This is a genomic window from Rhizobium sp. NXC14 (assembly GCF_002117485.1).
In the GTDB taxonomy this organism is placed as follows: Bacteria; Pseudomonadota; Alphaproteobacteria; order Rhizobiales; family Rhizobiaceae; genus Rhizobium.
Window position 1 is genome coordinate 2,946,162 of the sequence record NZ_CP021030.1, and the last position, 21,924, is coordinate 2,968,085.

Here is a 21,924-nt window from a genome sequence, read left to right on the forward strand (position 1 = left end):
AAGCAGCACCGACCGGCCCTTGAGCCGGCCTCTCTTCGTCATGCCGGAGCTTCCTCCCATCTTCAGCGTCAGGGCTTGGCACCGGCCGAGAAACATACGGGGATTCATGCCACTCAGCCACGCGCACCGCCTGCTGCGGGATGCCGGCCTGCCGAAATGGGCGTTGCTGCTCGCGCTTTCCACAGTCTTCACCATCTTCCTCGAACTCTTGGCCCTGCCCGCCTCGCTGCTGATCGGGCCGATGGTCGCGGCCATCGTGCTGGCGCTGACCGTCGGCAAGGGAAGGCTTCGCGTGCCACTTCTGCCGCTGCAGTTCGGCCAAGTCCTCGTCGGCCTGATGATGGCGCGCACCATCACCCCTGATATTCTCGGCACGATGGCGAAGGACGCGCCGATCTTCCTGCTGTTCATCTTCTCGGTCATCGCCATCGCCACCGGCCTCGGCTGGCTCTTGACGCGCTGGCAGGTGCTGCCGGGAACGACTGCCGTCTGGGGCTCCTCGCCGGGCGGCGCTTCCGCCATGGTCATCATGTCCGAAGCCTATGGCGCCGATGCCCGCCTCGTCGCCTTCATGCAATATCTGCGCGTCGTCTTCGTCGCCGTCGGCGCATCGGTGGTATCGCGGCTGTGGGTGGCGGCCGATGGCGGCGAGCCACCGCCGCTCGTCCTCTTTCCCCCGGTAGACTGGCCAGCCTTTGCCGCGACGATCGCCTTTACCGGCTTTTGCGCCCATGGCGTGCGGCGCCTGCGCATACAGGGAGGCATGATCATCGTGCCGCTCTTTCTCGGCGCCTTCCTGCAGGGCGTTGGCCTTTTGAAGATCGAGCTGCCGATGTGGCTGCTTGCCACCGCCTATGCGCTCGTCGGCTGGAGCATCGGCCTGCGTTTCACCCGCTCGATCATCAGCCATGTGGCGCGCGCCCTGCCGCGAGTCGCGGCCTGCATTGTGCTGCTGATGGCGCTCTGCGGCTGCATGGCAGCGGCACTGCACGTCTTCGCCGGCATCGATCCGCTGACCGCCTATCTCGCCACCAGCCCCGGCGGCGCCGATTCCGTCGCCATCATCGCCGCATCAAGCGATGTAGACGTGCCCTTCGTGATGGCCATGCAGACCGGCCGCTTCCTGGTCATTCTGCTGATCGGCCCGGCGCTCGCCCGCTTCATCGCGCGCCGTTCCGGCCTTGCGGAAAACCCCGTCTGAGACTGACCCACTGGCCGGGAGTGACGCCGTAGGCCTTCTTGAAATGGCGATTGAAATGCGCCTGGTCGGCAAAACCCGTCGCGGCCGCCACATCGGCAAAACCCTCGCCGGCACCTATCAGCGCCCTCGCCTGCTGCAGGCGCCGCATTAGCAAGTAGCGGTGCGGGCTGGTGGCAAAGGCCGTGCGGAAATGCCGTGACAGCGTGAAGCGGTCAAGGCCGGTAATCTTCTCCAGTTCGCCCGAGCGCACGGGCCTCAGCGCATGCGCCTCCAGATAATCGCGTGCTGCCCGTACCTGCCGCCAGGCGACCGTGCCCAGTGGCCGGCGGCGCATCTGCGAATGCCGTGACAGGCCGCCGGCGACGCGGCTGACGAAATCGTCGACGAAAAGCTCTTCCAGCTCCCGATCGAGTGCGCCGAGCGCTCCCAAAAGCACCTTCGCCAGCGCACTATCGGCAATCACGGGCTGCTCGACGAAGGGAAGCCCGATCTTCTCCGCCCCAAGGCATTCCATCAGCAGTGAAGGCTCCATGTATAGCATGCGGTAATGCAGCCCGGCCTCGGTCGCCGCCCCGCCGTCATGCTCCTCGTCGGGATGCAGCACGATCACCTGCCCCGGCAGGCTGAAGCGCCGCTTGCCGCGATATGTGAAAGTCTGAACGCCGTGCAGCGTGACACCAAGCGCATAGGTATCGTGCCGATGCGGCTCGAAGACGTTGCCGGAAAACTGCGCCTCGATCCGCTCGATGCCGGGAAAGGCGGGCGCAGTCAGGATGCCGCTGCCAGCGGGCGCGGCCAGCATGCCGCTGCCCACCTGCGGCTCGCACAAACGTTCAAGACCCTCGAAGACCTGCGGCGTTAGATCCTGGCTCAACGCGTTTCGATACCCTGATGAGAGAGACTGGAATGTTTGATACCAAAATTGCGATCGTCCTGCGAAACAATCTTGCCGGCTGGCAGAAGCTGAACGTCACAGCCTTCCTGTCGACAGGCATCGCCGGACAATATCCCGAGATCATCGGAGAGCCATACAAGGACCGCGCCGGCAATCTCTACAATCCGCTATCGATCCAGCCAATCATCGTGCTTTCCGCCGACGAAGCGACGATATCGACCATCCACCGCCGCGCGCTGGAACGTGAGGTAACCGCCTCCATATTCATCGAGGAGATGTTTGCCACCGGCCATGACGCCGCCAACCGCGCCGTCTTTGCCGAGTATGCCCCTGACGACGCCAATATCGTCGGCATCGCGATCAGAGCCGACAAGAAGATTGTCGACAAGATCACCAAAGGCGCGACGATGCAGCATTGATGCGATCAGCAGAAACTAAAGAGGCCGAGGGCGAGCCTGGCCTTCTGTTGTCTGAGAGAGCGCCTGCTCAGCCCTGCGTGATCGGCGCGATCTGGATTTCGACGCGGCGGTTCTGGGCGCGTCCGGCCTCGGTCGCGTTGGAGGCGACGGGCTGGGACGGGCCGAAGCCGACGGCGGAGACGCGGCGCTGGTCGATGCCCTGGCCGCCGAGATAATCGGCAACCGAAAGCGCGCGGCGCTGTGACAGGTCCTGGTTATGCTGCAGGCTGCCTGTCGAATCCGTATGGCCGTTGACGTCGATCAGGGTGCGGTTGAACTTGCGCAGCACGATCGCCACCGAATTCAGCGTCGGATAGAAGCCCGGCTTCACCGCGTCCTGGTCGACGTCGAAAGTGATGTTCGAGGGCATGTTGAGGATGATGTTGTCGCCCTGGCGGGTGACGGAGATGCCGGTACCTTCAAGCTGGGCGCGCAGTTCGGCTTCCTGCTGGTCCATGTAGTTGCCGATCGCGCCGCCGGCCAGCGCGCCGATACCTGCGCCGATCAGCGCTGCGTTGCGCTTGCCATGCCCGCCGCCGCCGACGGCCACACCGACAAGAGCGCCACCGAGCGCGCCGAGAGCAGCACCGCCCGCTGTATTGGAAACCTTCTGCTCACCAGTATAGGGATCGGTCGTCGTGCAGGCGCTGAGATAGCTTGCTGCGACAGCCAGAAGTATGAATTTCTTGATCATGGACAGGACGGTCTCCGTTCAAAACTGATGCGAGCAAATGGCAAGGAATACGGCAAGAAAATGAAGATGTTCCCTTGATAGGGGAATTTCAGGCGCCGAAACAGCAGCCATGTTGCAGCAAGGCACGGATATCACCAGTTTTTACCGGGTCGGCGGGCGCGCTTCGTTCTCCTCCTCGTTCCTGTGACGAGCACAGGAATGAGGAGGAGAAGTGGGCGCGCCAAATCTTCCTACGAGATACTCGGACTCCAAACAACAAACATTGCGGTGCCGCTCCAAGCGCCCAATCTCACCCTTAGAAATTCTGGAACAACTGCCTGACGGTGTCGTAGGTCGCATTGGCAATGTTCAGCGATTGGAGGCCGAGCTGCTGCTGCGTCTGCAGCGCCCTCAATCTGCTCGACTCCTCCTCCATGTCGGCATCAACGAGCCGGCCGATGCCGGCGGTGATGTTGTCGTGCAGCTGAGTGGCGAAGTCGTTCTGCAGCTCGATGCGTTTTTCCAGCGCGCCGAAGGCCGATCCGACCGTGGTCAGCTGCGTCAGGGCGGCATCAACCACGCTGATCATTTCGCTGAGCTGACCTTTCGTCGTGCTTGAAGAGACGGAAATCACCACCTGGCCGGTGGTGGTGCCGTTCTTGCTGGTCATCAGCACGTAGTCCTGCGAAGCGCCGAGTTCCGTAGCGAAATAGGCCGAGGTCAACACGCCGTATTCGCCGGAACCAGTGGCCCGGTCATCGATCAGGTAGCGCGCATCCTTGGACGTGGTCGCCCCCACAGGCGTGTTGTCGATATGGTAGCTCAGCATGCCCACGGAGACCGTACCGTCGGCATTGCGGATGAAGGAAGCCGGGATCTGGCGCGGCTGCGTCGGCGTCGCGTCATTGGTGAGGATCACCCAGTTGTCGCTGTTGAAGGTCGCCGATTCCGAAACGCTGCGCAGTTGCTCCTGCAACTGTTTGAGTTCTTCGTTGATCTTGTTCTTGTCGACCCCGTCCTCGGTGGCGGCGACGAGCTTGGCCTTGATCTCGGAGACAACGTCGATGACGTTCTGGACACCGGTATAGGCCGTGCCCATTGTCGCAGCCGCCATGCCGAGCGCGTCCTGGACCGCCGAAATGGCCTTGTTGTCGGTGCGCGCGGTGGTGGCGATCGACCAATAAACAGCGTTGTCGGCCGCTTTGGCAACTCGCATGCCTGTCGTGATGTGGTTCTGCGTGACCGTCATATTGCGATTGATATCACGCAGCACATGGAGCGCCGCATCAACGGAGACGCGCTGATAAATACTCACGGAACTAGACTCCAAAAACACAACAGAACGCAACTGAACAGGGATGAACCTTCCGCACAGACACTCATGTCCGGGGTCGCTGGGTCTCCAGCGCATTGCCTTCAAGAAACGAAGAAGGCCAGTCGGCTCCTGGCCACGATCATTGCCGCTTATGCTTAAAAAACGGCTAATCTTCAGAGGAAATTTATCTTATTCCGCAAGGCTTCATACACCATAAGAAACGCCGCCGAATGGCAATCCGGCGGCGTGTTCAATGCGGATGGAAGGCTTACTCGGCGGCCTGCAACTGCTCCTCGTCGGGCGCTGCGCGCGGCCCCGTCGCGACCGACATCTCCTCGTGCAGGCGCGCCTCCTCATGGGCATGCGGCTTGGCGAAGCGGGCAAGCAGGAGATAGGCGACCGGCGTGATGAACAGCGTCACCAGCGTGGCGAAGCCAAGGCCGCCGACGATCACCCAGCCGAGCGCCACGCGCGCTTCCGCACCCGCGCCGTGGGCAAAGACCAGCGGCACGCCGCCGAGGATGGTGGCGATCATCGTCATCATCACGGGGCGAAGGCGCAGCGCGCAGGCCTTCTCGATCGAAGAGCGCACGTTCTCGCCCCTGTCACGCAACTGATTTGCGAATTCGACGATCAGGATGCCGTTCTTCGCCATCACGCCGACGAGCAGCACCAGGCCGATCTGGCTATAGATGTTCAGGCTGGAACCGGTGATGATCAAAGCGAAGACGGCGCAGGCAAGGCCGAGCGGCACCGTCGACATGATGATTACCGATGAGAGCACACTTTCGAACTGGGCGGCGAGTACCAGGAAGATGATGACGATGGCAAAACCGAAGGTCAGCGTCATGCCGCTCGAATTCTCTTCCAGCGTCGCGGCTTCCGCAAGCGGCAGCAAACGTGCGCCGGGCGGCAGCAGGGGCTCGGCAAGTTCCGTCACCTGTCTCACGGCATCGCCGAGCGACATGCCGTTCTTGAGGCCGGCGGTGATCGCGACGGAGGCGAGCTGCTGCTCGCGGTTCAGCTGCGGCGCGACCGATCCTTCCTTCATCGTGGCGATGACGGACATCGGCACGATCTTGCCGTCACCGGTTTTCAGGAACACGTTTTCGAGATCCGTGGGATCATCGATAGGCCGCGTCGTCGAAGTCAAAAGCACGGGATAGGATTCCCCGTCGACGAAGACATCGACCACCGAGCGCCCTTCGAGCAGCGACTGGATCGCCGTCGATAGCCCCGTGATGTCGATGCCGAGATCGGAAGCACGCTCGCGGTCGATCGCCACCGACACCTGCGCTTGACTGGGCTCGTTGGTGAGCCGCGGCGTATCGTAGTGGCCGGTGGCGTCGAGCCCCTGCACCAGCTTGGCGGCCGCCGCCGTCAGCGCCTCGTGATCGTTCCCAACAAGCGCCATCTGCACGCCGCTGCCGGCGCCGCGGATGCGCAGGCTGTTGGAAGATATGGCGTTGCCGCGCAGCGCCGGCACCTTCGCTGCCGCCTGATTGATGTCGCCGACGATCTCGGCCTGGGTCCGGTGACGCTCTCCCCAGGGAGCAAGCGTCAGCACCATGAAGCCGCTGTTCAGCGAGCCGCCCTGCCCGGAGATCGAGAAGACGTTGCGGATGTCGCCGCTATCGACCAGCGGCTGCAGATATTCCTCGACGAGCTGCATCTTGTCGCGGGTATATTCGAGGCTCGATCCCTGCGGCGACGTCAGCCGCATCATCACCAGTGACCGGTCCTCCTCGGGCGTGAGCTCGCTCTTGACCGTCGAGAAGGCGATGAGCGCCGCGCCGGCAAACATCAACGAGACCAGGATAACCACGAAGGGCGCGTTGAGGCACCCGTGCAGTGCCCATTTGTAGCAACGGGCGAGCGCGCCGCCGAAGCGACCGAGCGCTCCGTGATCCTCAATCATCGGCTTCGTCAGCATGCGCGAGGCGAGCATCGGGCAGAGCGTCAGCGCCACGATCGACGATAGTCCTACCGAGAAGGCGAGTACAAAGCCGAATTCGCGGAAGAGACCGCCGACCTGCCCCGGCAGGAACGAAAGCGGGATGAAGACGGCCGCCAGCGTCGCTGTCGTGGCGATAACTGCGAAGAACACTTCGCGGGTGCCGAGCACGGCGGCCGCGCGCGGTCCCATGCCCTCGGCGCGCCGGCGCACGATGTTTTCGAGCACCACAATCGCGTCGTCGACGACGAGGCCGGTCGCCAGCACGATGGCGAGCAGCGTCAGGATGTTGATTGAGAAACCGACCATGTAAATTGCCGCCAGCGTGCCGATCAGCGCCACGGGCATACTGACGGCCGGGATCAGCGTTGCCCGCCAGTCGCGCAGGAAGAGATAGATAACCGCGGTGACGATGACGGCGGCAAGCACCAGCGCCAGCACCACCTCATGGATCGCGCCCTGGATGAAGACCGCATCGTCGCTGGTGATGGCGATCGTCGTTCCCTCGGGCAGCGTCTTCGATAGTTGCTCGACGGCCGCCTTGATGCCGGTCGAAATATTGAGCGTATTCGACTGCGCCTGACGGATGATGCCAAGGCCGATGCCGGGCTTGCCGTTCGAGCGCAGCGCCGTATCGCCGTCGCGCGGCCCGAGCGTCACCGTCGCGACATCGCCCAGCCGGACGCGGTCTTGCAGCATGACATCGGAAAAATCCGCCGGCGTCTGCAGATTGGCGGTGGCACGCACGACGATATCCTGCGTCGCGCTCTTCAGCGAGCCGGCCGGCACGTCGAGCGCGGCATTGTCGAGCGCCTTGGTAAGGTCGCCAATGGTGAGCCCGCGGCTGGCGAGCGCCCCCTGATCGACATCGACGCGGAAGACCTTCTCCTGGTCGCCATATTCCTCGACATCCGCGACGCCATCGACGGAGGCGAGGCGATCGATCACCTCGTTCTCGACGAGCTGCGTCAGGTCGTCCATGTTGAGCTTGGTGGAGGTGACGGCAAGGCGCATGATCGGCGAAGAATCCGAATCCGCCTTGACGATCTGCGGCGCATCTGCCTCGTCTGGCAGGTTCTGCGTGATGCGGCCGATTGCATCGCGCACGTCGTTGGCGGCGACGGCGAGATCGATCGCATCGGAGAATTCGAGCGTCACCCGGCTCTGGCCGAAGGAAGAGGTCGAGGAGATCGACTTCAGGCCGCTGACGCGGGCGACTGCACCCTCGATCACCTTGGTCAGTTCCTGGTCAATCGTCTGCGGTGAAGCGCCGTCGAAAGTGGTGCGCACGGTGACGACGGGACGGTCGACATCAGGCAGCTCCCGCACCTCGACGCCGACATAGGCTGCAAGGCCGGCGACGACCATCAGCGTATTGAACACCAGCGCCAGGATCGGCCGGCGAACGAAAAGCGCGGTGAAACTCTGCTTGCTCGACGCTCGGTCCTGAGGCAGTTCCGTCACGTTCATTGGGTGGCGACCTCCCCACTCGCGGCAACATCGGCGGAAACACGCACCGCGCCACCCTCACGCACGCGCTGCAGGCCCTGCGTCACGATCTTGTCGCCGTCCTTGAGGTCGGCCTTGACGAGAATGAAGTCGGGATTGCGCTGCACGACGCTCACGCGCACCTTGTGCGACTTGTCGTCGGTCACACGCCAGACGAAGGACCCTTGCGAATCCCACTGCACCGACTGCGGATCGACCGCCGGATATTTGTCGCCGGGGAATTTCATGCTGACGCTGAAGGACATGCCGGCGCGCAGCTCGTCGGAGGCATTGTCGATGCGGGCGCGCAGGCGCAGCGTGCGGCTTGCCGCATCAATGCGGTTGTCGACAGCCTCGATCACGCCGGAAAACATCTGCCCCGGTCTTGCCACCGACATCGCCTCAACCGGCTGGCCGACCGCAACCGTGTTGGCAAAGCGCTCCGGCACCCAGAAATCGACGAGGATTTCCGACCGATCGTCCAGTGTGACGATCGGCGTGGTTGTGGTGACATTGTCGCCGATATTGACGGGCACGATGCCGACGATGCCGTCGATCGGGGCCGTGATGTTGCGTCGGGCGAGATTGAGTTCGGCGGCCTGCAACTGCAGTCGCGCGCCCTGCTCGGCGATCTCGGAATCGAAGACGTCCATGCGCGACACGCTGGACTTGATGTTGTGATAGAGATTGGATTTCTCGACCGCGGCCTTCACCGCCACGTCCGCCTGGCCGCGGGCGATCACCTGCTCCTCGCTGTCGAGCTTGGCGAGCACCTGCCCGGCTTTCACCCTGTCGCCCGACTTGATGAGGATTTCGCGGATCGTGCCCGATGCCTGCGGCGTTACCGCGACGGAACGGATCGCATCGCCTGTACCGATGGCATTCAGCCGGTCGTTGACGACGCCCTGGACGACGGCTTCCGTCGCGACGAGAATGGCGCTGTTGCGCCCGCCGCCGCGGCGGTTTTGACCCTGTCCTTGCCCCTCGCCCCGTTGTCCCCGTGCCCCGGCGGAAGCACCGGCGTCCGCAGTCTCCTCGGCCTTCGGCGCAATCTTCGAAACGAGACTGTCGGGGATGCCGGCATCACGCATCTTATCGCCGGCGCCGGGCGCAAGGAAAACCCACGCGGCGAAGCCGGCAATGATGACGATGAGTGAAAGTATAAACTGCTTCCAAAAGGCCATTCACGTCTCCGGAGGGACTCGAGGTTGGACCAGGGCCGGTCGAAAGAGGCGCTGCGGGATCAAGCTTCCCATCTGGTGCGACAATATCGCGCGTTTACAGCTTACCGACAAGCATAAGCGGCCGGCATTACCGATTTGTAATATCAGCGAAGATTGGAAATAACCCGGCCGCTCACTTTTGCTTGAACGAAACTCGAAAACCTCTTGTCGCCGTCGTTACAGAAGCGAGATAACCAGCAAAACCAGTGAAGAACTAGCTATCGACGCAGCGACCACCGCAGGCCGATGGTTGCTGCGATCCCCAGTATCGGCCAAACCGCCCAGAAGGTCCCGCTCCAGGTGAGGACGTTGATGCCGATGATGCCGAGCGCCACAATCGCGAGCGTGGCCATCCTGCGGTCGAAACGCGTCTGTTCACGATTCCAGGCGAGCGCTGCAACAACGGCTATCGCAAGCAGTGGAAAGCGCGCCCAGAAAACACCCTGCCACGACAGGAGATTGATGAAGATCAGCACGAGGGCGATGACGCCAAGCACGGCAAACAGCCTCCGTCCGCCGGACACCGGCCTTGCCTCGGCCGTGACGGCGGCGGCTGGCTGTTGCCGGGAGGCGGGTCGTTCGGCAGGCGGCGTTTCGTCGCCTCCCTCGCCGATTCTCACCGCGTAGCTCGGCACGCCCTCTTCGACGTTCTTCACTGTCAGCGGCCCGAGAAACTCGAAACCAACAGCCACCTTTTTGCGCACCTGATCGTAGACGGTGCTTGATATTACGATGCCTCCGGGCGAAGCCGACGTCTGCAGCCGCGCGGCGATATTGACGCCGTCGCCATAAATGTCATCGCCTTCGACGATCACGTCGCCGAGATTGATGCCGATGCGGAAGAGCATGCGCCCGTCGCTCGGGCGGCCGGCATTGAAGCCGGCAAGTTCGTTCTGGGTATCGACGGCCGCGCGCACGGCTTCGACGACGCTCGGAAACTCGGCGATCAGTCCATCGCCCCAGGTGTTGACGACGCGGCCGCCATGGCTCTCGATCAAATGTGCCATCGCGTCGCGGCAGCGCTTCAGCGTCGCAAGCGTCCCCTCCTCGTCGGCCCCCATCAGCCGTGTGTAGTCTTGCACGTCAGCACAGAAGATCGTCGTCAGCTTCCGCCGCGTTTCACTCATTGTCGCTCGCCTTTGCGCTATCCCGAAAGGTCGCTGCAAGGTGGATTTGGGTTGAGTGGAGACCAATATGAACGATTGCAGCGGCGTTAAATTACGCAGCCTTTGTGTTTGTTGCCATCGATAATTGCCGATCGCCGCCGGATGCGGACAAAGGATGGAGGCGTACGATGCGCCTTAGCCCGACACGTTGCAAAAAACCGGATCATTGAACGATCTTGCGCGGGCTTGCCGTGTGTTCCTTCGCCACGCTGCTCGAACCGTCGATTTCCTGAAGCAGCACATCGTAGCCCCAAAGATCGGCAAGATGTTGCAGGACGAGCTTCGTGTCACCTTCCTGCAGATAGCAGCCGTTCATGACGATATGCTGCAGCAACAGGCGACGGTCGCCGGCGAGATCGACATCGACGATATCGATTGCCGGATCGGTCCAGCCGATATCGTATTCGCGGGAGAGCTGGCGGCGAATGCGCAGATAGCCGCGTTCATTGTGAATTGCCGAAACCAGCACACCTTCGGTCTGTTCCGGGTCGTCGTAGAGATGGAACAGCCGAAACCGTCGGATCAGGTTCGGACTGAGGAACTGGCTGATGAAACTTTCGTCGCGGTAATTCGCCCAGATGTCGCGCAGGACCACCATCGCGTCGCCTCTTCCCGCGATATCGGGAAACCATGCCCGGTCCTCTTCCGTCGGCTTCGTGACGATCCTCTCGATGTCCTGCATCATCGCAAAACCAAGCGCATAGGGATTGAAACCCGAGAACCGCCGATCGTCGTAGTTTGGCTGGAAGACGACATTGGCGTGCGACTTCAGGAATTCGAGGAAGTTGCCGTCGCTGATCTGCCCCCGCTCGTGAAGTCGGTTCATGATCTGATAGTGGACGAAGGTGGCGGTTCCCTCGTTCATCACCTTGGTCTGCCGCTGGGGATGGAAATATTGCGCGACGTGGCGCACGATGCGAAGGATCTCTCGCTGCCACGGCTGCAGCCGGGGCGCAGATTTCTCGAGAAAATAGAGGATATTATCCTGCGGGAGACCGAGCGCGGCGCGCCGCTTTTCCAAGCCTATGTCACCCGTCTTCTTCGCCTTCCCGACGGGAACCGTGCGCCACAGATCGTTGAACATCTGCTCCTCGTGGGCGCGACGCTCCTGTTCCCGCTTCTCCTCCTGGCGAAGGTCGATGGTGGTCTTGCCGGCATATCGATGCACCCCATGCGACATGAGCGCATGCGCCGCATCGAGCGTTCTTTCGACCGCCGTCTCGCCGTAGCGCTCTTCGCAGCGGGTGATATAGCCTTTGGCGAAATCGAGATAATCAAGAATTCCCTCGGCATCGGTCCAGAGCTTGAAGAGATAGTTGTTCTTGAAGAAGTGATTGTGGCCGAAGGCCGCATGGGCGGTGACGAGCGTCTGCATCGTCGCCGTGTTTTCCTCCATCAGATAGGAGATGCAGGGAGAGCTGTTGATGACGATCTCGTAGGCAAGATCGCGCATCCCGCGGCGGTAGAAGGTCTCGTGATGCGCGAAGTGCTTTCCGAAGGACCAATGACGGTAAAAGAGCGGCATGCCGGTTGAGGAATAGGCATCCAGCATCTGCTCCGAGGTAATGACTTCGATCTGGTTCGGATAGACATCGAGGCCGAGTTCACCGAGCGCGATCTCTTCGCACGCATCGTGGATGCGCTGCAGCGTTGCAAAGTCCCAGTCGGCCCCCTCGAATAGGAGCCGCTCTCTTGGCCTCACCGTCATGGTCATGGCGTCACCTTCGACTGTGCCTCACGTTTCTGGAAGAGATCGTGGAAAACAGGGAATATTTCGCTTCGCCGGCAGACCTTGCGCATTGAAAGCGGCAGCGGTTCGGAACGGATCCCATCATAGAGCATCCACAGCGGCGATCGCGATATTGAAGAATCGCCGCCCTCCTCGCCGACTTCGATATAGGCGAAATACTGGCATAGCGGCAAAATCTCGCGCAGCAGCTGCCCGGTCAGATTTCCGTCCGAATGGGCGTTGTCGCCATCCGAGGCCTGGGCACCATAAATATTCCACTCCGCCGGGTCGAAACGCGCTGCGATAATTGCCCGCATTGCGGCAAGCGCACTCGAAACCAGCGTGCCACCCGTCGCCGGGCCGTAGAAGAAGGTTTCCTCATCGACCTCCTCAGCCCTGTCGGTATGACGGATGAAGACGATTTCCACCTTCTTGTAGCGTTTCGACAGGAAAAGGTAGAGCAGCAGATAGAATCGCTTCGCGAGGTCCTTCATGTGCTCCGACATGGAGCCTGACACGTCCATCAGGCAGAACATCACCGCTTTAGCGACTGGCTTCGGCTCGTTTTCGAAGCGGCGATAGCGGACATCAAGCGGATCGATATAGGGAATGCGCCGGCTTTTTTCCGTCAGGGCTTTGAGTTTTGTCTCAAGTGCCAGACGGGTCTCCTCGTCCTTGCATTCCTCGATCTGCCGCTGCAGGGCTTCGATTTCTTCGCGGCGTGGGCGGCCAAGCGCAACGCGGCGCATCATTGCCAGCTTCGTCGTGCGGCCGACGGCAATGTTGGAAGGCGACCCTGATACGGAATAGCCGGCCCGGAACGGAGTTTCCTCCTCGGTTTCGGCTAGACGCCGCTTGGCGAGGTCTGGCAATTCGAGGTCGTCAAGGAACACATCGAGGAATTCCTCCCGCGTCAGTACGAAACGGAAGCCATCCTCACCGTCGCCCTCGCCTGCATCTTTTGGTTTTCCGCCCTTCCCGCCCGGCGGCCGCGGAATGATGTCCCCCTCGACGAAAGCCCGGTTCCCGGGCAGGATGTGGTCGGCAATGCCGCCTTCACCCCTTCGAAAGCTTGGTTCTGCCATCCCATCGATCGGCAGGCTGATCTCCCCGCCGTCGAGCACGTCTCGAATGTTTCGATTTTGCAGCGAACGTTTCACCGCCTGCTGCACGGCTCCCTTCATGCGTCGAAGGAACCGCTGACGATTTTCCAGACTTTTACCGCGCGGATTTAGCCGCCGGTCGACAATGTGCATAATGGCTCCGCATTAACTTGCCTGTTTGACGCGCATGTACCATTCGACGAGGCGCCGAACCTGCCGTTCCGTGTAACCTCGCGCGGCCATGCGCGAGACGAATTCGCTATGCTTCTTTTCTGTTTCCGAATCCTTCTTCGATCCGAAGGAAATCACCGGCAAGAGATCTTCGACCTGCGAGAACATACGCTTCTCGATGACTTCCCGGATTTTCTCGTAGCTCGTCCATGACGGATTTTTTCCGCCATTCGCTGCCCGCGATCTCAGTGAGAACTTGACGATTTCGTTGCGGAAATCCTTCGGATTGGCGATTCCCGCCGGCTTTTCGATCTTCGTCAGCTCCTGATTGAGGAGCTCGCGGTCGAGAAGCTGACCAGTATCGGGATCCTTGAAGTCCACATCTTCGATCCACGCATCGGCATAATCTACGTAGCGGTCGAACAGATTCTGTCCGTAGTCCGCATAAGATTCAAGATAGGCCTTCTGTATCTCGTTGCCAATGAACTCTGCGTAGCGTGGCGCAAGATCGGCCTTGATGAACTCGAGATAACGCTTCTCGACATCATCGGGAAACTGCTCGCGACGGATCGCCTGTTCCAGCACATACATCAGATGGACGGGATCAGCGCCAATGTCAGTCGTGTCGTGATTGAAGGTGGAGGCGAGCACTTTGAAGGCGAAGCGGGTCGATATTCCGTCCATGCCTTCGTCGATACCGGCAGCATCCCGGTATTCCTGGACGCTGCGGGCACGCGGATCGCTTTCTTTCAGGCTCTCCCCGTCATAGGTGCGCATCTTCGAGAAGAAGGTCGAATTCTCGTGCTTGCGCAGACGCGAAAGAACGGAGAAACGCGCCAGCATTTCGAGCGTTGCCGGGGCGCATGGTGCGTCCACCAGTTCCGATCCCTCGATCAGCTTTTCGTAGATCCTCTGTTCTTCTGTCACCCGCAGGCAATAGGGCACTTTGATCACACAGATACGGTCGATGAAGGCCTCATTGTTCTTGTTGGCCTTGAAAGTCTGCCACTCCGCCTCATTCGAATGAGCGAGGACGATTCCGGAGAAAGGTATGGCGCCGATATTCTCCGAGCCGATATAGTTGCCCTCCTGCGTTGCCGTCAGCAACGGATGCAGCATCTTGATCGGCGCCTTGAACATCTCCACGAATTCGAGCACGCCTTGATTGGCGCGGTTCAGCCCGCCCGAATAGCTGTAGGCATCCGGATCGTTCTGAGAGTAGGTTTCCAGCTTGCGGATATCTACCTTGCCGACCAACGAGGAGATGTCCTGGTTGTTCTCATCGCCTGGCTCGGTCTTGGCAATTGCGATCTGGCGCAATCGCGAGGGTTGTATCCTGACGACGCGGAATCGGGAGATATCGCCTCCGAAATCGTCGAGCCGCTTCAGGCACCACGGGCTCATCAATCCGTTCAGCCGCCGCTGCGGGATTCCGTATTGCTCCTGCAGGAGCGGGCCCATCGTCTCCGGATCGAAGAGATTGAGCGGGCTTTCGAACACGGGGCTGATCTCTTCGCCCGCCTTCAGCACATAGATCGGATGCACTTCCATCAACTGCTTCAGCCGCTCAGCCAAGGACGACTTGCCGCCCCCGACCGGACCGAGCAGATAAAGAATCTGCTTGCGCTCCTCGAGCCCCTGCGCTGCATGCCGAAAGAAGGAGACGATGCGTTCGATTGTCTCTTCCATGCCGTGAAAACCGGCAAAGGCCGGATAAACCCGGATCGTCCTGTTCATGAAGATCCTGCCGAGGCGCGCGTCCTTGGCGGTGTCCACCATCTGTGGTTCGCCTATGGCAGCGAGCAGACGCTCGGTGGCGTTGGCATAGGCGATCGGATCGGTCTTGCAGAGATCAAGATATTCCGAGACCGACATGTCGCTTTCGCGACGCGCTTCATAACTGCGGGTAAACGCATCGAATACGGATTCACTCAGCATGGGACCTCCATTAAGGTTATGCCGCAGGCTCTAAGCCGTATAACCATCGAGATGGCCACGGCGTTCCTAAGAATCAATAGTTTCGTAGGTATATTCCACGCTGACCGGCCGTTTGTGGCAATGCACAAAATTGTGCATGCACCGGTATTTTTTTACTCTACGAAACTGTTTCTTATTGTAGTTGAGAAAAGGGGCGTCGCGATATCAGCACATTTAGCGACGTGACATGAAGGTCAAAAAGGTGTGCAATAGCGCCCGTGATTCGAGCCGTGGAAAATCGGCGATTTCCCGCCGGCAAGAGCAAGCCGGCTCTGATTGCGGGGCAGTGAGCGCGCCCCCGCAGGATGAAACCGGGCGAAGTCACCCCTGCCCGGTTTATTGCGATCGCGCGCCTCCCGGCTCTCAGCCGTTGAACGCTTTCTCCAGCGCAGCCACATCGATCTTGACCATCCCGAGCATGACTTCGGTGACACGCCTTGCCCGCTCGCGATCTTCGTCGGCGATCATCTCGGAGAGAGCGCGCGGCACGATCTGCCAGCACAGGCCCCAGCGGTCCTTCAGCCAGCCGCATGCCTCCGGCGTGCCGCCATTGGCGAGGAAGCCATCCCATATCCGGTCGATCTCCGCCTGGCTATCGAGAAGAACCGCGATCGAGAACGAGTGGTTGAAGCTATCGAGCGGGCCGGCCTTCATCGCCAGGAAAGCTTGGTTGCCGAGCGTGAATTCGATCAGCTCGACGCTGCCGGGAGGCCCACTCGGCGTTTCCGCCGGAAGTATGGTGGTGCGGCCGATCCTGGAATCCGGAATCATCGACACGTAGAATTCGACGGCTTCGCGTGCCTGCTCGGCGAACCAGAGATTTGAAATGACCTTCGGCATAGACAGCCTCCTTGTTGGCGAGTATCCCGGACTTCTGTCCGTGCTTCGAGGACGTCTGGTCGGCGCCGGTTCCGACAGGCTGCGATCGGAATTTTTCGCCCGCTCACCCGCGGCAGCCTCGCCACCCGCACCCAGGCAATAGTGGTGGTTCGGGAATGAAAGCAGAACATCTTTTCTGGTCTTTCCTTCCCGAATCACTACATTACGCGCCATGAGCAATAGTTTCGACGATATTCCCTTCTTCGACGAAGAGCCCGGCGAAGTGGCGCGCAAGCCGCAGCCGTCCGTCGCTGCAGCCGGAAGACCCTCCGCTGGCGGCGGCATCGCCGCCCGCGCCATGGCGGCGCGCGACGGCGGCAAGCGGCCGGATTATCTCGCTGGACTGAACCCGGAACAGACTGAAGCCGTCGAAACGCTGGAAGGTCCTGTCCTCGTGCTCGCCGGCGCCGGCACCGGAAAGACACGCGTGCTGACGACCCGCATCGCCCACATCCTCAATACCGGCCGCGCCTTCCCGTCGCAGATCCTCGCCGTCACCTTTACCAACAAGGCCGCGCGCGAGATGAAGGAGCGCATCGCCCTGCTCGTCGGCGGCGCCGTCGAAGGCATGCCCTGGCTCGGCACCTTCCATTCGATCGGCGTCAAGCTTCTGCGCCGCCATGCCGAGCTGGTTGGCCTCAGTTCCGATTTCACCATCCTCGACACCGATGACGTCGTCCGCCTGATCAAGCAGTTGATCCAGGCCGAAGGTCTCGACGACAAGCGCTGGCCGGCAAAGCAGTTCGCCGGCATGATCGACACCTGGAAAAACAAGGGCCTCGGACCGGCCGATATTCCCGAAGGCGATGCCCGCGCCTTCGCCAATGGCCGCGGCCGCGATCTCTATTTCGCCTATCAGGCGCGCTTGTCGACGCTGAACGCCTGCGATTTCGGCGACCTGCTGATGCATCCGATCGCGATCTTCCGCAAGAATCCGGATCTCCTAAAGGAATATCACGGCCGCTTCCGCTATATCCTCGTCGACGAATATCAGGATACCAACACCGCCCAATATATGTGGCTGAGGCTGCTGGCCCAGCGCAGCAAGGGCGAGCCGCAGAATGTCTGCTGCGTCGGTGACGACGACCAGTCGATCTATGGCTGGCGCGGTGCGGAGGTCGACAATATTCTTCGCTTCGAGAAGGATTTCCCCGGCGCCAAAGTGATCAAGCTCGAGCGCAACTACCGATCGACCGAACATATCCTCGGTGCCGCCGCCCATCTGATCGCCCATAATGAAGGGCGTCTGGGCAAGACGTTGTTCACCGATCGCACCGATCCCGATGACGTCAAGGTGCAGGTTCACGCCTCCTGGGACTCCGAGGAGGAAGCCCGCGCCATTGGCGAGGAGATCGAGCAACTCCAGCGCAGCAAGCATCTGCTGAACGACATGGCGATCCTGGTGCGCGCCTCCTTCCAGATGCGCGAATTCGAAGATCGCTTCGTCACCCTTGGCCTCAACTACCGAGTCATTGGCGGCCCGCGCTTCTATGAGCGCCTCGAAATCCGCGATGCCATGGCCTATTTCCGGCTCGTCGCACAACCGGCCGACGACCTCGCCTTCGAGCGCATCATCAACACGCCGAAGCGTGGCCTCGGCGATACAACGGTGCGTGCGCTGCATGATTATGCCCGAGCCCGCGACATCCCGATGCTGGCGGCAGCGGCCGACATCATCGAAACGGACGAGTTGAAGCCAAAGGCGCGCAAAGCCCTCTTCGATGTGATTCAATCTTTCCGCCGATGGCAGGAGCTGCTTGAAAACACACCGCATACCGAACTTGCCGAGCAGATCCTCGAAGAGTCCGGCTATACCGACATGTGGAAGAACGACAAGAGCGCCGAAGCCCCGGGCCGTCTCGAAAACCTCAAGGAACTGATCCGCTCGATGGAAAGCTTCGAGTCAATGCGCGGCTTCCTGGAGCACGTTTCCCTCGTGATGGATGCCGAGACCAACGAGAACCTCGATGCCGTCTCGATCATGACGCTGCACTCGGCCAAAGGCCTGGAATTCGACACCGTCTTCCTGCCCGGCTGGGAGGAAGGCCTTTTTCCGCACCAGCGCTCGCTCGATGAAAGCGGCCGCGCCGGCCTGGAGGAGGAACGCCGTCTCGCCTATGTCGGCATTACCCGCGCCAAACGCCGCTGCCACATCTGGTTCGTCTCCAACCGCCGCATCCACGGTCTCTGGCAATCGACCCTGCCCTCGCGTTTCCTGGACGAACTGCCGGAGACCCATGTCGAGGTCGCCGAGATGGAACAGAGCTACGGCGCTTACGGCCGCGGCGGCTACGGCCAGTCCCGCTTCGACAAGGCCGAACCTTTCGCCAACTCCTATTCGACCCCCGGCTGGAAACGTGCGCAGGCCAACAGGACCGACGCCACGCGCGAGAATTGGGGCACCCGCTCCGGCCACGCCGTCGAACGCATCGGTTACGGCGAAAGCGGCCCGAAGGGGCGCATGATCGACGGCGAACTGGTGGCGAAGTCCACGTCCTCGGAGCCGTCGCGCTTCACCCTCGGCGACCGCGTCTTCCACCTGAAGTTCGGCAACGGCAACATCACCGGCATCGAAGGCAACAAGCTGACGATCGATTTTGATCGCGCCGGTCAGAAACGGGTGCTGGACGGGTTCGTCGAGCGCGTGTGATTTGCGGTGATACCGCGTGGGAACCCTTACCCGAACATCCGCATACTGCTGAGTCCGAGAATATCGTTCAGCAGGGCGATCCCCATTCCGACGGCGACGATCGACAGCCCGATCAGGAACAGTCGCCGAGCCCGGTCATATTTTGCGGCGAGCAGGGAGTCGCGCGCGAGCAGATCGGCAAACACCTTCACCTGAATGGCGATACCGACGGTCAGGAACAACATCGGTAGCAGATCGACGCGGCTCCAGTCATTGGGATTGGACACCCAGAGACTGATGAAATTGAGGGAGAAACCAAGAATGATCCCGGTCGCAGTCAGCGAGCCATTGCGGAAGGTGGCATCGATCTTTTCATCTGCTTGAGGCTCGGACATGGCTTCAATCTCGATTTGCTGATGAGCCAAGAAGGCAGAAATCGCGGCGGCGGGCAAGCTCGAGCGGACGTCGCCGTCGAAGACGGTGCTGCAGCACCTCAGCCGGTAAACCGATGAAGGCTGACACCGGGAAAATGAGGCTCTGCCGGGGAGATCCCGCAGCGTAAAACCTTCTGCTCCCGCCATTTCGAGAGGAGAGTCAGCGCGACCAATATCCCCGGTTGCATTAGCGTGTGCTTTTTCGACCAGCCACTACCGGAGGTACTAGAATTAACACTTGCGCACCCGCGCTGGGAAATCCACTAGTGGTGTGTTCGGTGCATTTGGCATTTGCATTGCAATAACGCGAAGGGATTGGCCTTGATGAAAGCGCTGCTGCTCGTCGATATCCAAAACGGCTTCTGTCCCGGCGGCAATCTGCCGGTGCCGGACGGCGACAAGGTGGTTCCCGTCGCAAACCGGCTGATCGACAGCGGCAAATATGATTTGATCGTCGCCTCGCAGGACTGGCATCCGCCCGGCCACGGCAGTTTCGCCTCTGCCCATCCGGGCGCCGCTCCCTTCGAGATGGGCGAATTGTCCGGCAAGCCACAGATGATGTGGCCCGACCACTGTATCCAGGGTACGCTCGACGCCGAACTGCATCCGGACCTGAGATCCGAAGAGATCGACCTGATCCAGCAGAAGGGCGAGGATCCCAGGATCGACAGCTATTCGGCATTCCGCGACAATGACCGGGATGCTTCGACCGGTCTTTCCAATTTTCTCCAGGAACAAGGTGTCACCGATCTCGACGTTTGCGGGCTGGCGACCGATTACTGTGTCAAGTTCTCGGCGCTCGACGCGCTCGAGATGATGCCTGGTGTGCGCGTGCGCTTCATCGAGGATGCAAGTCGCGGCATTACCCCCGAAGGTGTTGCCGCCGCTATCGATGAGATGCGGGCGCATGGCATCGCTGTGATTAAAAGCGCAGATGCCTTGCGCCAATGAGCTTGCGATCGCCGACTATTTCAACAAATAGGCGTCGAATGTCTCATCGCTGCCGGCAACGGGGCCGAAGCGCTTGACGAGGGTCGTTTCGCTCCGGAATGCGGAAATGTCCTCTGGCGTCAGGGACATTAGCCAATTGTAACTTTCGCGCAATGAGACCGGCGCGGCAATTCGGTCAAGCCGCTGTGAGAGAAGAATGACGACGGGGGCATGCTCGCTCTGCTGCAACTGCCGCGCCGTCTGCAGAATGTCGGCAAGGCTGAGAGAAAGCCGCGCATTGCGAGTATAATGCACAATGGCACCGAACCGTTCCTCTCTTAGAAGATAGGTGCGATTGGAAACGAAATAGGGCAAGGCTTCAACGAGATAGTCGGGATCCGCCATGATGATCGCATCCTTGAGATCAGGACGAGATTGAATGAACGAGCCGAGATCCTGGGCTCGGCTGAGCGGCATATCGCTGAAAAGGAATTGATGGACCCTCTCGATGCCGGAAGCGACCTGCAGCGCGAGCAATATCATCAAGCACAGACGCCCGATCTTCACGACGACGGCAGCTTCGGTGCCGGCAACATCGACGGGGCCGAGCCGAGGGGGCTGGGTCAAAGCGGTGATTGCGATCATGAAGACCAGCCACAGCGCCTGATGCCTGTAGCTACCTGGATAAACGAGCGTAAAAAGCAGGGAAAGCCCGAGGAGAACCAGTGCTGCTGCGAACATCGCCGGTCGCCGGTTGGCCAGCCCCAACAGACTGCCATAGATGAGTACAGCCATGAGCGACGCGAAAATCCGGGCGAGCAATGGATCAGCCACGATCAGTTCAAGGACCCGGTTGGGGTAGAATGCCATGAAATAGGAACTGGCCGCGGTAAAGGCAGAAAGGACAAGCAAAGCGAAATTCTTGTCCGCGAGATCGTTCTGCCCGGCATCGTTGAAGGTCGGATAGACCGTCATGACGCACAGAACAACGCCGACCGCGGCAATGGCAGCAGCTGTCACAAAGGCCCGATATGCGCTCAAAGGGGGTCTTGGCCGCGCCAGAACCAGATCGAAAAACCAATAGGCGAGAAAGCCGCCGACGAGGACGACCGAGTGGACATTGGTATTTGCCAGCAAGGCAAACAAAAAGCCGAGCAATATCCCGTTGCGTACTCCCCTCTCCCAGCTCAGGACGATAAGGAAGACCACCAGCATGCTGATGCCGTAATTTCGCGACATTGCCGCATAATCGAAAATCGAGAAGCTGCTGAACAGCGACAGCAGCATGATGGGAAGGGGCAGTTTCAACCGGAAAACAAGAAGGTAGGCGGCGGCCGCCGCAATCGTCAGTGCGACGATTTTCAAGACGACGGGTGAGCCGACTATGACATAGGCGGCGCGCAGCAGGATATACCACAGGGCAGGATGCCCCTCACCCTGCAGTTGGCGAAGCATAGCGGCGAAATTGTCTCCCTGAAGGGCCAGTGACAGTGCGCGAACTTCGTCACGCCATACCGTTTCGGACCAGCAAAGCGCAGACGCCAGCGCAAGCCAGGCGAGCAAGAGCATCGCGTTGGCAAGCCTGGCGGATCGTGGTTCATCAATAACAGAGACAATCAGGGCCAAATGACACCAACCTGGTGAAGGAAAGCGCCGACCGTATCGCCGCAGCCATAATTTGGCGTTAAGCAGGCCTGCC

The 21,924-nt window shown here is 60.7% G+C and carries 16 protein-coding genes; 4 read left to right on the forward strand and 12 right to left on the reverse strand.

The window, feature by feature from the left end; genetic code table 11:
• Positions 1–106: 106 nt before the first annotated feature.
• A complete protein-coding gene (locus NXC14_RS14585; protein ID WP_085778747.1) occupies positions 107–1,201 on the forward strand; it encodes an AbrB family transcriptional regulator in 1,095 nt (364 codons plus the stop codon).
• On the opposite strand, the gene NXC14_RS14590 is transcribed toward NXC14_RS14585, so the two are convergent.
• On the reverse strand, positions 1,161–2,075 hold the full coding sequence (locus NXC14_RS14590; protein ID WP_085778748.1) for an AraC family transcriptional regulator: 915 nt from the start codon (positions 2,073–2,075) through the stop codon (positions 1,161–1,163). The genes NXC14_RS14585 and NXC14_RS14590 overlap by 41 nt on opposite strands.
• 32 nt (positions 2,076–2,107) lie before the next feature.
• Between NXC14_RS14590 and NXC14_RS14595 the strand changes: the two genes are divergently transcribed.
• Positions 2,108–2,515 (forward strand): DUF2000 family protein, encoded by a 408-nt coding sequence (locus NXC14_RS14595; protein WP_085778749.1) that lies wholly within the window; start codon positions 2,108–2,110, stop codon positions 2,513–2,515.
• Between the two features lie 67 nt (positions 2,516–2,582).
• Here the strand turns inward: NXC14_RS14595 and NXC14_RS14600 are convergent, their stop codons facing one another.
• From NXC14_RS14600 to NXC14_RS14640, 9 genes are all read right to left on the reverse strand, one after another.
• The gene (locus NXC14_RS14600; RefSeq protein ID WP_085778750.1) at positions 2,583–3,248 is read right to left on the reverse strand and encodes an OmpA family protein; all 666 of its coding nucleotides are present in this window, start codon (positions 3,246–3,248) and stop codon (positions 2,583–2,585) included.
• Positions 3,249–3,543: 295 nt separating this feature from the next.
• Positions 3,544–4,542, reverse strand: coding sequence for a flagellin (locus NXC14_RS14605; RefSeq protein ID WP_085778751.1), 999 nt, complete (start codon positions 4,540–4,542; stop codon positions 3,544–3,546).
• Positions 4,543–4,810: 268 nt separating this feature from the next.
• Complete coding sequence (locus NXC14_RS14610; protein WP_085778752.1) at positions 4,811–7,966, reverse strand: efflux RND transporter permease subunit; 3,156 nt, start codon at positions 7,964–7,966, stop codon at positions 4,811–4,813.
• Entirely contained in the window at positions 7,963–9,168 is a 1,206-nt protein-coding gene (locus tag NXC14_RS14615; RefSeq protein WP_085778753.1) for an efflux RND transporter periplasmic adaptor subunit, read from the reverse strand. The genes NXC14_RS14610 and NXC14_RS14615 overlap by 4 nt, the downstream gene beginning before the upstream one ends.
• 257 nt (positions 9,169–9,425) lie before the next feature.
• On the reverse strand, positions 9,426–10,334 hold the full coding sequence (locus tag NXC14_RS14620) for an adenylate/guanylate cyclase domain-containing protein (RefSeq protein WP_085778754.1): 909 nt from the start codon (positions 10,332–10,334) through the stop codon (positions 9,426–9,428).
• Between the two features lie 202 nt (positions 10,335–10,536).
• The gene (locus NXC14_RS14625) at positions 10,537–12,087 is read right to left on the reverse strand and encodes a SpoVR family protein (RefSeq protein ID WP_085778755.1); all 1,551 of its coding nucleotides are present in this window, start codon (positions 12,085–12,087) and stop codon (positions 10,537–10,539) included.
• The gene (locus NXC14_RS14630) at positions 12,084–13,358 is read right to left on the reverse strand and encodes a YeaH/YhbH family protein (protein ID WP_085778756.1); all 1,275 of its coding nucleotides are present in this window, start codon (positions 13,356–13,358) and stop codon (positions 12,084–12,086) included. Before NXC14_RS14630 ends, NXC14_RS14625 begins: the two co-directional genes overlap by 4 nt.
• Positions 13,359–13,370: 12 nt before the next feature.
• Positions 13,371–15,314, reverse strand: coding sequence for a PrkA family serine protein kinase (locus tag NXC14_RS14635; RefSeq protein ID WP_085778757.1), 1,944 nt, complete (start codon positions 15,312–15,314; stop codon positions 13,371–13,373).
• A gap of 402 nt (positions 15,315–15,716) precedes the next feature.
• The gene (locus tag NXC14_RS14640) at positions 15,717–16,193 is read right to left on the reverse strand and encodes a VOC family protein (RefSeq protein WP_085778758.1); all 477 of its coding nucleotides are present in this window, start codon (positions 16,191–16,193) and stop codon (positions 15,717–15,719) included.
• A gap of 211 nt (positions 16,194–16,404) precedes the next feature.
• Between NXC14_RS14640 and NXC14_RS14645 the strand changes: the two genes are divergently transcribed.
• Complete coding sequence (locus NXC14_RS14645) at positions 16,405–18,882, forward strand: UvrD-helicase domain-containing protein (protein WP_085778759.1); 2,478 nt, start codon at positions 16,405–16,407, stop codon at positions 18,880–18,882.
• A 26-nt stretch (positions 18,883–18,908) separates the two neighbouring features.
• Here NXC14_RS14645 and NXC14_RS14650 read toward each other — a convergent pair whose 3' ends face one another.
• Positions 18,909–19,256: a hypothetical protein gene (locus tag NXC14_RS14650; protein ID WP_085780124.1), complete on the reverse strand. Its 348-nt coding sequence runs from the start codon at positions 19,254–19,256 to the stop codon at positions 18,909–18,911.
• A gap of 363 nt (positions 19,257–19,619) precedes the next feature.
• Between NXC14_RS14650 and pncA the strand changes: the two genes are divergently transcribed.
• Positions 19,620–20,246, forward strand: a complete 627-nt coding sequence (gene pncA, locus NXC14_RS14655) for a bifunctional nicotinamidase/pyrazinamidase (RefSeq protein WP_085780125.1) — start codon at positions 19,620–19,622, stop codon at positions 20,244–20,246.
• Between the two features lie 15 nt (positions 20,247–20,261).
• Here the strand turns inward: pncA and NXC14_RS14660 are convergent, their stop codons facing one another.
• Entirely contained in the window at positions 20,262–21,851 is a 1,590-nt protein-coding gene (locus NXC14_RS14660) for a hypothetical protein (protein ID WP_085778760.1), read from the reverse strand.
• Between the last annotated feature and the right edge of the window lie 73 nt (positions 21,852–21,924).